The following is a 13,292-nucleotide window of genomic DNA, read 5'->3' on the forward strand; positions in this document are numbered from 1 at the left end:
AGGCTCGCGCCAAGAATCAAGAACAAGCATCAAGAACAGGGGATGACATGACCCTTTCCATCGCTGGAAAGACCGCGATCGTCACGGGCTCTGCCAGGGGGATCGGCCTTGCCATCGCCCGGCATTTCGTCGCCGTCGGCGCGAACGTGATGTTCGCCGACGTCGACGAGGCACGGCTGGAGGCCGAGCTTGGCGACGAGGCCGAGGGTGAAGGGCCGCTGCGCTCTTTCGCGGGGGATCTCAGCCAGAAGCTGACGGCGGCGAACCTGCTGTCCGCCACCATCGACGCCTTCGATCGCGTCGATATCCTCGTCAACGCCAACCGCGACTTCGCCCTGACCGATCCGCTGAACCCCGACGACGCCACCTTTGAGATGCTGGTGCGCCAGAACATGATGTGCGCGGTCCGGCTCAGCCAGATGGTCGCGCGGCGCATGATCACCCAGGCCGAGCGGGACGGACAGGAAAGCGGCCAGGTCGGCGCGATCGTCAATGTCTCGACGCTCGCCTCTCGGCTCGCGCATCCGGACCTGTTGGGTGTTTCGGTGTCAAACGCGGCGCTGGAACAGGCGACGCGGTCGCTGGCCGTGGCTTTTGCGCCGCATCGCATCCGCGTCAACGGCGTGGCCTTCGCCAGCGTCCTGAGCGCGAGCCTTCAGGAGGCCCTGCGCGAACATGCCGACTGGCGCGACCGGGTGATCGACGCGACGCCGCTTGGCCGCATCGCCGCACCGTCCGAGGTTGCGGATGCCGCGCTTTACCTCGCCTCAGATGCCTCGGGCTTCGTCACCGGCCAGACCCTCACGCTGGACGGCGGGCGCGGGCTGATCGACCCGGCGGGTGTGCCGATCCACTAGGTCATTCGGGGTAAAGCCGACGGCAATCCTCGACCGCGGTCATGGCGGTCGAGGCCAGCGCCGCGCGGCGCGTCTTCAGCGCGGCCAGCTTGCGCGCCTCCGCCTCCGGGTCGATGGCGACCGGCTTGCGGACGATGTCAGTATAGGGTTCCCAGCAGCGGGTCAGCGTGCGGTGGTGGCGCGCGTCGAAGGGGCCGTCGTAGTAGCGCACCCAGGCCCAGCGGGTCACTTCCCGGCTCTCATAGGCGTAGCCGCGGGCGATGTTCGCCTCGGTCTCCGCGATCAGGGCGTCGAGCGCGCGGATGTCGCGCGTGGCGCTGCGGAGGCAGTTGTCCTGCGCCGAACAGGCGGCCAGCGTCAGCGCGAGGACGAGGACGGTCGCGGAAAGGCGCATGGCGGTTCCTTCACTCTGGGGCGCCGCAGGTAGGATGGGCGGCAAGAAGCGCGGCGCGCCGTTCACGCAGGGCGGCAAGCTTGCGCGCCTCTGCCTCCGGGTCGATGGCAACGGTTTGGGTGCGGCTTGCAGGCTCGGTGCAGAAGCTGATGCCGACATGGCTGCGCGCCGACCCCAGGCAAAGGTTGAAGCCGCTGCGCGCCGGCGCCCGCTCGACCCGGTAGCCGTTGTCGAGGTTGGCTTCCGTCTCGTCAATCAGCGTGGCGAGGGTTGCGAGCTCGCGCGCGACGGCGCGGTCGCAGCCGGGCTTTGCGGGCGCGGCGCAGGCGCCGAGCGTGAGGGCCATCAGCAACGGCAGAAGGGAACGGGGCATGGCGCGACTCATCCTTTCGCTGGCCCAAGGATAGCGGATGGGCGGTCAGGGCCAAGTGCCGCGTCGCAGCCGCCGTCCGGCAACTGGCAGCAGGGGCGCAAAGCTGCTAGGCAGGCCGCGAAAGGGAGGACCGGGAGATGGTGGATTTCGACGAACGCAAGGCGCGGGCCTCGGCCTGGTTCCGGACACTCCGCGACCAGATCGTGGCGGCGTTCGAGGGGCTTGAGGATGCGGCCTCCGCCACGCCCGGCCGGTTCGAGGTGTCCGAGACGCGGCGCGGCGAGGACGGCGGCGGCGGTCTGATGAGCGTGATGCGCGGCGGCGCGGTGTTCGAAAAGGTGGGTGTCAACGTCTCCACAGTCCACGGCATGCTGGGCGAGCGGGCGCAAAAGGCGATGGCCGCGCGCGGCGTCCCTGGCATGTCCGAGGACCCCCGTTTCTGGGCCTCCGGCATCAGCCTTGTCGCGCATATGCAGAACCCGCATACCCCCGCCGTCCACATGAACACGCGGATGTTCTGGACCCCGCATGCCTGGTGGTTCGGGGGCGGGGCGGACCTGAATCCCTGCATCGAATATGCCGAGGACACCGCGCATTTCCACGCCGCGCTGAAGACCGCCTGCGACGCCCATGACGCGGGCTACTACGACCGCTTCAAGGCCTGGGCGGACGAGTATTTCTTCGTCCCCCATCGCGGGCGCGCGCGCGGCATCGGCGGGATCTTCTACGACGACCTGAACACCGGCGACTGGGAGGCCGATTTCGCTTTCACCCAATCGGTGGGCCGCGCCTTCCTGCCCGCCTTCGTGCCGGTCACCGAACGGCGGCTCGGTGCGCAGGCGAGCGAGGCCGACCGCGAGGTGCAGCTGATCCATCGCGGGCTCTATGCCGAATACAACCTGGTCTATGACCGGGGCACCAAGTTCGGGCTGGAAACCGGCCACGACGCCAATGCCGTGCTGATGAGCTTGCCGCCCGTCGCCAAATGGCCGTGAGGGGCGCGCGGCCCTAGCGGGCGCGCACCGCCTCGATCATGCGCGCGACGTTCTCGGGGTCAGCGTCCGGCGTGATCCCGTGGCCGAGGTTGAAGATATGCGGGCCGCCGGAAAAGGCCCGCACCACGCGGCGGGTTTCCTCGATCAGCCGTTCGCCCCCTGACACCAGCAGCGACGGATCGAGGTTGCCCTGTACGCAGCCGTCCTTCTGCACATGCTCCGCCGCCCATTCGGCCGAGACCGAATTGTCGATGGCGACGCAATCGGCGCCGGTCGCGCGGGCGAAGCCGATGTAACGCTCCCCCGCCTCGCGCGGGAAGGCGATGATCGGCAGGCCGGGATGACGCTCCTTCAGCGCGGCGATGATTCGGTGCGCGGGCTCCAGGGCGAAATCGGTGAAATCCTGCCCCTTGAGCGATCCGGCCCAGCTGTCGAAGAGCTTGATGACCTCGGCCCCCGCCGCGACCTGGGCGGAGAGGTATTCGATGGTCGCTTCGCTGAGCAGGTCGATCAGCGCCGCGAAGGTCGCGCGGTCGGCGGCCTTCAGCGCATGGGCGGGTCCCTGATCCGGGGTGCCACGGCCCGCGATCATATAGGTCGCAACCGTCCAGGGCGCCCCGGCAAAGCCGATCAGCGTGGTTTCGCGCGGCAGTTCGCGCGCCAGGATCCGGACGGTTTCATAGACCGGCGCCAACCGGTCGTGGATGTCGTCCTTGCCGCCCAGCTTGGCAAGCTCGGCGGGCGTCGTGATGGTCGAGAGCCGCGGCCCCTCGCCGGTTTCGAACCAAAGCTCCGCCCCGAGCGCCTGCGGCAGGAGCAGGATGTCGGCAAACAGGATCGCCGCATCAAAGCCGTAGCGGCGGATCGGCTGCAGCGTCACCTCGGCGGCGAGGTCGGGCGCATAGCAGAGCGACAGGAAATCCCCGGCCTCGGCCCGCGTGGCGCGGTATTCCGGCAGGTAGCGGCCCGCCTGGCGCATCATCCAGATCGGGGGAACGGCCTGGGTTTCACCGGCCAGCGCCTTGAGGATGGTCTTGGTCATCGGGCTCTCCTTCGTGCCCCTTCATCGCCGCCTGCGGCGGGATGTCAAGGCGAAGTCTGGTCAAGGCCCATTGCGCGGCCAATGTGTCGCGGATATGCCGGGAGGCATGACACAGCCCACTGCAAAAACCCCGCTGAAGATCGGAACCCGTGGCTCTCCGCTGGCGCTTGCGCAGGCGTTCGAGACGCGCCGACGCCTGATGGAGGCGCATGGCCTTTCCGAGGACGCCTTCGAGATCGTGATCATCAAGACCACGGGCGACGACCGGGCGATGATCGCAGCCGACCGCCCGCTGAAGGAGGTCGGCGGCAAGGGCCTGTTCACGCGGGAGATCGAGGAGGCGCTGCTGTCGGGCCGCATCGACATCGCGGTGCATTCGATGAAGGACATGCCGGTCGCCCAGCCGGAGGGGCTGGTGCTGGATTGCTACCTGCCGCGCGAGGATGTGCGCGATGCCTTCGTGTCGCGCGACCACGCCTCGATCGCCGATCTGCCCGAGGGCGCGGTGGTCGGATCGTCCAGCCTGCGTCGGCGGGCGCAGCTTGCCAACCGCCGCCCCGACCTGAAGCTGGTGCAGTTTCGCGGCAATGTGCAGACGCGGCTCAAGAAGCTCGACGAAGGGGTCGCGGCGGCGACGTTCCTCGCCATGGCGGGGCTGAATCGCCTGGGCATGGGGCGCATCGCGCGCGCGGCCATCGCGCCCGAGGACATGCTGCCCGCCGTCGCACAGGGCGCCATCGGGATCGAGCGGCGGCTGGCCGACGGCGACGCCGCCGGGCTTCTGGCCGCGATTCACCACGGCCAGACGGGCGAACGGCTTTCCGCCGAGCGCGCGTTCCTGGCCGAGCTTGACGGGTCCTGTGAGACCCCCATCGCCGGGCTTGCCCTTCACGACGGCGACGGGCTGTGGCTGCGTGGAGAGATCCTGAGGCCCGACGGCTCCGAAGCCATCGCGGGCGACCGGCGCTGCGCGGTCTCCGACGCGGCTGCGGCGGGGCAGGACCTTGCGCGCGAACTCCTCGCGCAGGCGGGGCCGGGCTTTTTCGACTGGCGCCAAGGCTGAGGTCGGTGCGCCTCCGCACCGCGACCTGGGTGTGGATAGGGCGCATGCGGGGCGTGCACCGTCCCGACCGCAGGGCGCCAGCGTGACTGATCCCAAGCCCCAACCAGATAGCAACCGGCGTTGGCGTCGCCTGCCCGCCGGGATCTGGGTGCTTGGCTTCGTCTCCATGCTCATGGACATCTCCTCCGAGATGATCCACGCGCTGCTGCCCATCTACCTGACCGTCGGTCTCGGCGCGACGGCGCTGACCGTCGGCGTGATCGAGGGCATCGCGGAGGCGACGGCCTCCATCGTCAAGATCTTCTCGGGCGCGCTGTCGGACCGGATCGGGCGGCGCAAGGAACTGGCGGCGCTCGGTTACGGGCTGGCGGCGCTGAGCAAGCCGGTCTTTCCGCTGGCGGGCTCCATCGGCTGGGTGGTTGCGGCGCGTTTCATCGACCGGGTTGGCAAGGGGATACGCGGGGCGCCGCGTGACGCGCTGATCGCCGATCTGACGCCCGAGGGGCTCAGGGGCGCGGCCTTCGGTCTGCGCCAGTCCCTCGATACCATCGGGGCCTTCATCGGGCCGCTTGCGGCCATTGCCCTGATGGCGGCTTTCGCGGGCGATTTCGTCAGCGTCTTCTGGGTCGCGGTGATCCCGGCCTTCCTGGCGCTGGGGCTGATCCTGACGGCGGTCCGGGAACCGGCGCGGAGTACGGATGCGACCCCGCGCAATCCCCTGTCGCGGGCAGAGCTTTCAGCGCTTCCAGCGGCCTATTGGGTGGTGATCGCGGTCGCTTCGGCCTTCATGCTGGCCCGCTTCAGCGAGGCGTTCCTTATCCTGCGTGCGGTCGAGGCGGGACTTGCCCCGGCCCTCGCACCGCTGGTCCTGGTGGGGATGAACCTGGTCTACGCGGCTTCTGCCTATCCGGTGGGGGCGCTGTCGGACCGGATCGGGCGGCGCGCGCTGCTGGTCGGGGGGGCTCGCGCTCCTGATCGTCGCGGATCTTCTGCTGGGGTTGGCGCCGGGGCTTTGGGGCGTGGCGGCGGGCGTGCTGATCTGGGGGCTTCACATGGGGACGACGCAGGGCCTCTTGTCGGCGCTGATCGCGGACGCCGCACCGGCGGCCCTGCGCGGCACGGCCTTCGGTCTTTACCATCTGGTCACCGGCGTGGTGCTTCTGGCCGCCAGCGTGATCGCGGGCGCACTCTGGCAGGTGATCGGATCGGGCGCGACCTTCCTTGCCGGGGCGGGTTTCGCGGCACTGGCGCTGGCAGGCGTTCTCTGGCTGGGTGGCGCGCGCGTGACCGGGGATGACGCCGCTCAGGAATGACCGGGGCGCCGCGGCTCAGCCCGCGCCCAGCGTGACGATCGCCAACACCAGATATCTGCCGAATTTCGCGGCCGTCACGATCAGCAGGAACCGCCAGAGCGGCTCCCGCAGGACCCCGGCGGCGAGTGTCAGGGGGTCGCCCACCACCGGCAGCCAGGCGCCCAGAAGGCTCCAATGCCCCCAGCGCGCGTACCATCCCGAGGCGCGCTCAAGCTTGCGCGGCGGAACCGGGAACCAGCGGCGCCCCGCGTGATGGGCGAGGAACCGGCCAAGCGCCCAGTTGATCGCGGAGCCGAGGACATTGCCGGTGGTCGCGACCGTCAGCAGCAGCCAGACCGGATGCCCGGCCTGCAGGATGAGGGCCACCAGCACGGCCTCTGACCCGGCGGGGACCAGCGTCGCGGCGATCAGCGCCGTGGCGAACAGGGCGGCGAGGCTCGTCACGTCAGGGTCGCGGCGGCCAGCGCCGGTGCAGATCGTCGATCACGAAGGCATGGCGGTGATCGGCTCCGGCCTTGTCGCCCGGCCCCGCCGCGTGATCGGCCAGATGCGGATGGTCGCGGGGCAGGTCGGGATGGTCATGCGGCAGGTCCGCGGGGTCTTGCGCGGGCCAAAGCCGGATCGCCGCGATCACCCCCAGAAGCGCCAGTGCCGCCATCACCGCAAAGGTCGCCCCGGTCCCGAAGCCTGCGCCGAACCGTCCGGCCAGCGGATAGGCGATGAGCCAGCAGGCGTGGCTGAGCGCGAATTGCGCCGCGAAGACTGCGGGCCGGTCCTCCGGCTGCGCGGAGCGCCGCAAAAGCCGCCCGGTCGGGGTCTGGGCAAGGCTGTAGCCGAAGCCGATCGCGGCCCAGAGCGCCATGAGCGTGGGCAGAGTTCCCGCCAGTACCCCGGCCAGCGTGCCCGGCACCAGGATCGCGGCGCCCGCCAGCATCGCCGCCCGGTCGGGCACCCGGTCGAGGAGCCGCGGCAGCAAGAGTGCTGCGATCATGGAGCCGCCGCCGAAGGCGGCCAGCGCCAGCGCCAACTGCGCCTCCCCCAGGCCAAGGTCGCCCTTCACGATGACGACGGTATTGACGATCACCATGGCACCTGCCGAGGCCACGGCGAGGTTCAGCGCCAGAAGCCCCCGCAGGCGCGGGGTCGCCAGGTAGATGCGCAGCCCGCGCGTCGTGCGGTCCCAGATCCCGCGCGGCCGCGCGGGCCGGGGCGAGGGCAGCGTGACGCTCACCACCAGCGCCGCTGAGGCCAGGAACCCGATCACGGTGCCGCCGAAAAGTGCGGGGAAGCTCACCACGCTCAAGAGCGCGGCGGCGAGGATCGGGGACAGCAGGCTTTCGAGGTCATAGGCCAGCCGCGACAGCGACAGGGCACGGGTGTAATCCGCCTCCTCCGGCAGGACATCGGGGATCGTCGCCTGGAAGGTCGGGGTGAAGCCGGCCGACGCCGCCTGCAACAGGAAGATCAGGACATAGACCTGCCAGACCTCGGTCACGAAGGGCAACGCGCAGGCGACGCCCGCCCGGATCAGGTCCAAAGTGACCAGCATTGCCCGCCGGGGCACCCGGTCGGCAAAGGCCGAGGCGACTGGTGCAAGGGTCACATAGGCGATCATCTTGATCGCCAGCGCCGTTCCCAGCACCAGGCCCGCGTCCTCCCCCGCGATGCGCCAGGCCAGAAGGCCAAGCGCCACCGTCGCCAGCCCGGTACCCAGGAGCGCGATGACCTGCGCGGCGAAAAGATGCCGGTAGGTTCGGTTCGCAAAGACCTCGATCATGCTGTTCCTGGCGCTCCTGGGGCTTTCCCGACCGTCATACCGGGGCCGGGCTGCGGCGTCGAGATCGGGCGGGCAGGGCGCTCAGGGCAGGACCTTGCCGGGGTTGAGGATATTGCCGGGGTCGAAAGCCTGCTTGAGCCCGCGCATCAGGTCGAGCGCGACAGGGTCCTTGCGCCGCGCCATCGAGCCGCGCTTGGACAGGCCCACCCCGTGTTCGGCCGAGAAACTGCCGCCCAGGTCCTGCACCGTATCCTCCACCGCGCGGACCATCGCGCCTTCAAGCGCCGGATCGTCGCGGGTGGGGAAGACGGTGAAATGGATGTTGCCGTCGCCCAGATGTGCCACGCAATGCGGGAAGGCGCCGGGATCGAGCGCCGCGACACGCGCCTCCGCCTGCGTGAGAAAGGTCGCGACCTTGTCGAGCGGCACGCAGATGTCGGTATCGACCGAGGGGCCGGAAACCGGCGTTCCGACCTCTGCCGCGGCCTCGCGCCGGGCCCAGAGCGCCTGGCGCTGCGCCTCGGAGGCGGCGATCACGGCGTCGGTCACCAGCCCCTCCTCCATCATCGCGCCCAGCGTCTCCTCCAGCAGTGCCGCCAGCGGCAGCGTGCCGTCCGGGCCGGGGGAGCAGTCGCGCGGGGCGGTGGCGCCCAGTTCCACCAGGATCGTGACATCGTAGATGCGGTCGAAGGCGAGGCCCAGGTCAGGTCGGCGCGCGACCAGCAACGCCTGGTAGCTGCGCGGCATGAATTCGAACGCCTCGACCAGGCCGCCGGTCGCGGCCTGAAGCCGGTTCAGAAGCGCCAGCGCGGCATCGAGCGAGGGCATCGCCAGCATCGCGGTGGCATGGGCGCGCGGTGCAGGCACCAGCCGCATCACGGCGGCGGTGATCACACCCAGCGTCCCCTCGGCGCCGATGAAAAGGTCCTTCAGGTCGTAGCCGGAATTGTCCTTGTGCAGCTCGCTCATCAGGTTCAGCACCCGTCCGTCGGCCAGCACGACCTCCAGCCCCAGGCAGAGCGCGCGGGTCGAGCCGTAGCGCAGGACGTTCGATCCGCCGGCGTTGGTGGACAGGACCCCGCCAATCATCGCCGAGCCGCGCGCCCCGAACCAGAGCGGGAAATAGAGCCCCCGGTCCGCCGCCGCCTCGTGCAGGCGCGACAGGATTACCCCGGGCTCGACGATGGCGATGCGCGCCTCGGGCCGGATCTCGCGGATGCGGTTCATCCGTTCGAGCGAAAGCATCAGCCGCCCCTGGGCCTCGGTCCCGCCGACAAGCCCGGTGCGCCCGCCCACCGGCACGACGGGCGTGCCGGTTTCGGACGCCAGCCGCAGGACCGCCGCAACCTCGTCGCGGTTTGCCGGGCGCAGGACGGCGAGCGGCTCCCAGTGATACTTGCCGGTCCATTCGCTGACATAGGGCGCGCAATCCCGTCCGGTCAGGACATGGGCGGGACCCAGCAGGGCAGTCAGGCGGTCGAGAAGGGACATGGGGCCTCCGGCGGGGTATCTGGGCAAGGAAGACGGGGCGGGGTCAGTTCGCGGCCCCGATCAGGGCAAGGACCTCGGGCCCCAGCGTCTCGACGATCAGGGCGACGCCCGCGGCGTTCGGGTGCAGGCCGTCCGGCTGCATGAGGTCGCGGAGCGCCGCGGTCTGGTCGGTCTGCGTCAGGATCGGAGCCAAGAAGGCGGGGCCAAGGCGCGCGCCGTGGCTTTCGGCGAGTGCCGGGTAGATGGCGTCGAAGGCCGCCTTGTAGTCGGGGCCATAGTTGCCCGGCGCGATCATCGGCACCAGCAGGGCCGGCAGTCCGCGCGCGTCGGTCTTGTCGAGGATCGCGTCGAGGTTGGCGCGCGCCTCCTCTGGAGGAAGCCCGCGCAGAAGGTCGTTGCCGCCAAGCGTCACGATCACCGCATCGGTTTCGGGGACCAGCGCCCAGTCGGTGCGGGCAAGGCCGCCGGCGGTGGTATCGCCCGATACGCCCGCGTTGATCACCGCTGCCCCGGCGCCCTTCGCGTCAAGCCAGCGTTGCAGCTGGGGGACGAAGCCGTCCTCGGGCGGCAGGCCATAGCCCGCCGTCAGGCTGTCGCCGAGTGCGACGATGGTGAAGGGTTCGGCCGCCGCCGGGGATGCGGCGCCGGTGCCCAAGGCAAGAAAGATCGCCCAGATCGTCGCCGCAAGGTTGCGCCCCAAGACCCCGCCCCCATATCGATAGGCGAAACGGGACAGGCGGAAACGGGCGGACATGGACAGGGTTCTGAGCCTTGAGGCGGCACGGCTGACACTTGCGGGCAATGCCGGCCCGGTGGAGATCCTGAAGGGCATCACGCTGTCCGTCACGCGCGGCGAAAGCCTCGGGTTGGTCGGGCCGTCCGGGTCGGGCAAATCCTCGCTCCTCATGCTCATGGGCGGGTTGGAGCGCGCGACCTCGGGCCGGGTCGAGGCTCTGGGCCAAGACCTGACGGCCATGGGCGAAGACGCGCTGGCCCGCTTCCGCCGTGCCAATATGGGCATCGTTTTCCAGAGCTTCCACCTGATTCCGACGATGACCGCGCTAGAGAATGTCGCGATCCCTCTGGAACTTGCCGGGATGCCCGACGCGATGGCGCGCGCGCGGGAGGAACTGGAGGCCATGGGCCTGGGCGCGCGGCTTGGCCATTACCCGGCCGAGATGTCGGGGGGCGAGCAGCAGCGCGTGGCGCTGGCGCGCGCCGCCGCGCCCCGGCCCGCGATCTTTCTTGCCGATGAGCCGACCGGAAACCTCGACAGCCAGACCGGGGCCGCGATCATGGAGCTTCTCTTCGGCCTGCGCGACCGTCACGGGGCGACACTGGTGCTTGTCACCCATGCGCCCGAACTGGCGGAGCGGTGCGACCGCATCGTGCGGCTGGCCGATGGCGCGATCGTGCCGGAGACGGAGGTGGGGGCCAAGGTGGAGGTGCGGGCGTGAACGCACCCGTCGCCTGGCGCATCGCGCGGCGCGACCTGCGCGGAGGGCTGCGCGGCTTCGCCGTGTTCCTGGCCTGCCTGATCCTTGGCGTTGCGGCCATCGCGGCCGTGGGCACCGTGCGATCGGCCATCGCGCACGCGCTCTCGCGCGAGGGGGCGGCGCTGCTGGGGGGCGACGCACAGATGTCCTTCACCTACCGTTTCGCGAGCGCGGAGGAACGCGCCTTCATGCAGGCGCGCGCCGAAGCGGTCTCGGAAATCGTCGATTTCCGCTCCATGGCGGTCGCGGGCGAAGGCGAGGCGGCAGAACGCGCGCTGACCCAGGTCAAGGCGGTGGACGCGGCCTATCCGCTGGTGGGCGGGCTCGACCTCGACCCCGGCGTGCCGCTGGCCGAGGCGCTGGCGTCGCGCGATGGCGTGCCGGGCGCGGTGATGGACGGCGTCCTGGCCGACCGGCTGGGGCTGGTCACGGGCGACCGCTTCCGCCTGGGCGCCACCGAATTCCGGCTGGGCGCGCGACTTCTGCGGGAACCGGACGGGGCCATGGGCGGCATGCTTCTCGGCCCGCGGACCATCGTTCATACCCGAGATCTGGAGGGCTCCGGCCTCTTGGCGCCGGGCAGCGTCTTTGACACCCGCTACCGGCTGCGGCTGCCGCCGGGCGCCGATCTTGGCGGCCTTCAGCAGGAGGCCGAGGCCGCCTTTCTCGACACCGGATTGCGCTGGCGCGACGCGCGCCGGGGCGCGCCGGGGGCGGAGCGGTTCGTGGAGCGGATGGGGTCCTTCCTGGTCCTCGTTGGCCTTGCCGGGCTGGCCGTGGGCGGGATCGGCATCGCCTCGGCGGTGCGGGCCTATCTGGACGGCAAGACGCGCACGATTGCCGCGCTGAAGGCCGTGGGGGCCGACAGCGGCACGATCTTTCTGGCCTATGCGCTCCAGGTGGGCGGGATGGCCGTGCTGGGCATCGTACTGGGTCTTGCGTTGGGCATCGCCCTGCCGGTTGCCGCCGCGCCGGTCGTGGCGGGGCTTCTGCCGATTCCGGTCGCGGTCGCCCCGGCCTTCGCCCCGGCGGCGGAGGCCGCAATCTACGGTGTCCTGACGGCGGTGCTGTTCACGCTCTGGCCGCTCGCCCGGGTGCGGGACGTGCGCGCGGCGGCCCTGTTCCGCGATCTTGGCGCGGGGCGGCGGCGCTGGCCGGGGCGGCGGTTGGGCTGGGCGCTTCTGGGCATTCTTGCGGTCTTCGTGGTGGTGGTGCTGGGGCTTTCCGCGATGCCCAGCCTGGCTCTCGCGACGCTTGGGGGGATCGCCGGGGCCTTGCTGCTGCTGGCGGGCGCGGCCTGGGTCCTGCGGCGGATCGCGCGGCGGCTGGCGCATCACACGGGCGGACGGCCTGGGCTGCGTCTGGCGCTGGCGGCCGTCGCCGGCCCAAGGGAAGAGGCCAGCGCCGTGGTGCTGGCGCTGGGCCTGGGCCTGTCGGTCCTGGCCGCCGTCGGGCAGATCGATGCCAACCTGCGTGCCGCCATCGACCGTGACCTGCCGGAGGTCGCGCCCTCCTTCTTCTTCGTCGATATCCAGAGCGATCAGCTGGAGGGCTTCCGAGCCCGATTGGCGGCAGAGGCGGGCGTCACCAAGGTCGAGACCGCGCCGATGCTGCGCGCGGTCCTGACCCGCATCAATGGGCGCGACGCGCGCGAGGTTGCCGGCGATCACTGGGTGCTTCGGGGCGACCGGGGGCTGACCTATGCCGCCGCCCCGCCCGCCGACACACGGATCGTCGCGGGCAATTGGTGGCCCGAGGGCTACACAGGCCCCCCTCAGCTCAGCTTCGCTGCGGAGGAGGCCGCGGAGCTTGGCCTGAAACTCGGCGACCGGATCACCGTCAACGTGCTTGGCCGGGATATCGAGGCCGAGATCACCTCGCTCCGCGAGGTCGATTTCTCGACCGCCGGGATCGGCTTCGTCATGCTGATGAACCCCGCCGCGCTGACGGGCGCGCCGCATACCCATATCGCCACGGTCTATGCCGATGCGGGCGCGGATGCGCGCATCCTGCGCGATGTCGCGGGTGCCTTCCCCAACATCACCGCGATCGCGGTGCGTGAGGTCGTGGGCCGCGTGTCGGAGATCCTGGGCGCCATCGCGCGGGCCACCGCCATCGCGGCGGGCGTGACGCTCTTGACCGGGGTCGTGGTGCTAATCGGGGCGGCGGCCTCTGGCCAGCGCGCGCGCGTCTACGAGGCGGCGATCCTGAAGGTCCTGGGGTCCACGCGGGCGGGAATCCTCGCGAGCTTTGCCCTGCGCTCGGCGCTGATGGGGGCGGCGGCGGGGCTGGTGGCGATCGGCTTTGGCGCGGTGGCGGGGCTTGCCGTCATGCGCTTCGTGATGGATGCGCCCTATCGGTTCGAACCCGTGACCGCGCTGGCGGTGGTTGCCGGGGGTGTGCTGGCGACGCTTCTGGCGGGCCTTGCCTTCGCGCTGCCCGCGCTGGGCGCGCGGCCCGGCCGCATCCTGCGCGGGTCAGAGTGACGGGC

The 13,292-nt window shown here is 70.7% G+C and carries 13 protein-coding genes; 6 read left to right on the forward strand and 7 right to left on the reverse strand.

The window, feature by feature from the left end; translation table 11 throughout:
- Window positions 1-47 precede the first annotated feature (47 nt).
- Window positions 48-857 (forward strand): SDR family NAD(P)-dependent oxidoreductase, encoded by an 810-nt coding sequence (locus tag OE647_RS01765; protein ID WP_263719866.1) that lies wholly within the window; start codon window positions 48-50, stop codon window positions 855-857.
- A 1-nt stretch (window position 858) separates the two neighbouring features.
- Here the strand turns inward: OE647_RS01765 and OE647_RS01770 are convergent, their stop codons facing one another.
- Together OE647_RS01770 and OE647_RS01775 are read right to left on the reverse strand one after the other, a co-directional pair.
- Window positions 859-1,251, reverse strand: coding sequence for a hypothetical protein (locus OE647_RS01770; protein ID WP_263719867.1), 393 nt, complete (start codon window positions 1,249-1,251; stop codon window positions 859-861).
- Window positions 1,252-1,261: 10 nt separating this feature from the next.
- A complete protein-coding gene (locus OE647_RS01775; RefSeq protein ID WP_263719868.1) occupies window positions 1,262-1,624 on the reverse strand; it encodes a hypothetical protein in 363 nt (120 codons plus the stop codon).
- Between the two features lie 137 nt (window positions 1,625-1,761).
- Here OE647_RS01775 and hemF point away from each other — a divergent pair, with 137 nt between their 5' ends.
- Window positions 1,762-2,619, forward strand: coding sequence for an oxygen-dependent coproporphyrinogen oxidase (gene hemF, locus OE647_RS01780; protein ID WP_263719869.1), 858 nt, complete (start codon window positions 1,762-1,764; stop codon window positions 2,617-2,619).
- A 13-nt stretch (window positions 2,620-2,632) separates the two neighbouring features.
- Here the strand turns inward: hemF and hemE are convergent, their stop codons facing one another.
- On the reverse strand, window positions 2,633-3,661 hold the full coding sequence (hemE, locus tag OE647_RS01785; RefSeq protein ID WP_263719870.1) for a uroporphyrinogen decarboxylase: 1,029 nt from the start codon (window positions 3,659-3,661) through the stop codon (window positions 2,633-2,635).
- Window positions 3,662-3,767: 106 nt separating this feature from the next.
- Here hemE and hemC point away from each other — a divergent pair, with 106 nt between their 5' ends.
- Together hemC and OE647_RS01795 are read left to right on the forward strand one after the other, a co-directional pair.
- On the forward strand, window positions 3,768-4,724 hold the full coding sequence (hemC, locus tag OE647_RS01790) for a hydroxymethylbilane synthase (protein WP_263719871.1): 957 nt from the start codon (window positions 3,768-3,770) through the stop codon (window positions 4,722-4,724).
- 82 nt (window positions 4,725-4,806) lie between these two features.
- Complete coding sequence (locus OE647_RS01795) at window positions 4,807-6,021, forward strand: MFS transporter (protein ID WP_263719872.1); 1,215 nt, start codon at window positions 4,807-4,809, stop codon at window positions 6,019-6,021.
- A gap of 31 nt (window positions 6,022-6,052) precedes the next feature.
- Here OE647_RS01795 and OE647_RS01800 read toward each other — a convergent pair whose 3' ends face one another.
- The 4 genes from OE647_RS01800 to OE647_RS01815 all read right to left on the reverse strand — a co-directional run bounded on the left by OE647_RS01800 (window position 6,053) and on the right by OE647_RS01815 (window position 10,059).
- Window positions 6,053-6,481, reverse strand: coding sequence for a YqaA family protein (locus OE647_RS01800; protein WP_263719873.1), 429 nt, complete (start codon window positions 6,479-6,481; stop codon window positions 6,053-6,055).
- A 1-nt stretch (window position 6,482) separates the two neighbouring features.
- Window positions 6,483-7,814, reverse strand: coding sequence for an MFS transporter (locus OE647_RS01805; RefSeq protein ID WP_263719874.1), 1,332 nt, complete (start codon window positions 7,812-7,814; stop codon window positions 6,483-6,485).
- An 81-nt stretch (window positions 7,815-7,895) separates the two neighbouring features.
- Window positions 7,896-9,305: an FAD-binding oxidoreductase gene (locus OE647_RS01810; protein WP_263719875.1), complete on the reverse strand. Its 1,410-nt coding sequence runs from the start codon at window positions 9,303-9,305 to the stop codon at window positions 7,896-7,898.
- A gap of 43 nt (window positions 9,306-9,348) precedes the next feature.
- Window positions 9,349-10,059, reverse strand: a complete 711-nt coding sequence (locus OE647_RS01815) for an arylesterase (RefSeq protein WP_263719876.1) — start codon at window positions 10,057-10,059, stop codon at window positions 9,349-9,351.
- Between OE647_RS01815 and OE647_RS01820 the strand changes: the two genes are divergently transcribed.
- Together OE647_RS01820 and OE647_RS01825 are read left to right on the forward strand one after the other, a co-directional pair.
- The gene (locus tag OE647_RS01820; protein WP_263719877.1) at window positions 10,058-10,762 is read left to right on the forward strand and encodes an ABC transporter ATP-binding protein; all 705 of its coding nucleotides are present in this window, start codon (window positions 10,058-10,060) and stop codon (window positions 10,760-10,762) included. The genes OE647_RS01815 and OE647_RS01820 overlap by 2 nt on opposite strands.
- Window positions 10,759-13,287 (forward strand): ABC transporter permease, encoded by a 2,529-nt coding sequence (locus OE647_RS01825; protein ID WP_263719878.1) that lies wholly within the window; start codon window positions 10,759-10,761, stop codon window positions 13,285-13,287. Before OE647_RS01820 ends, OE647_RS01825 begins: the two co-directional genes overlap by 4 nt.
- Window positions 13,288-13,292 lie beyond the last annotated feature (5 nt).

The sequence above is a fragment of the Albidovulum sediminicola genome (assembly GCF_025751575.1).
GTDB lineage: Bacteria > Pseudomonadota > Alphaproteobacteria > Rhodobacterales > Rhodobacteraceae > Albidovulum > Albidovulum sediminicola.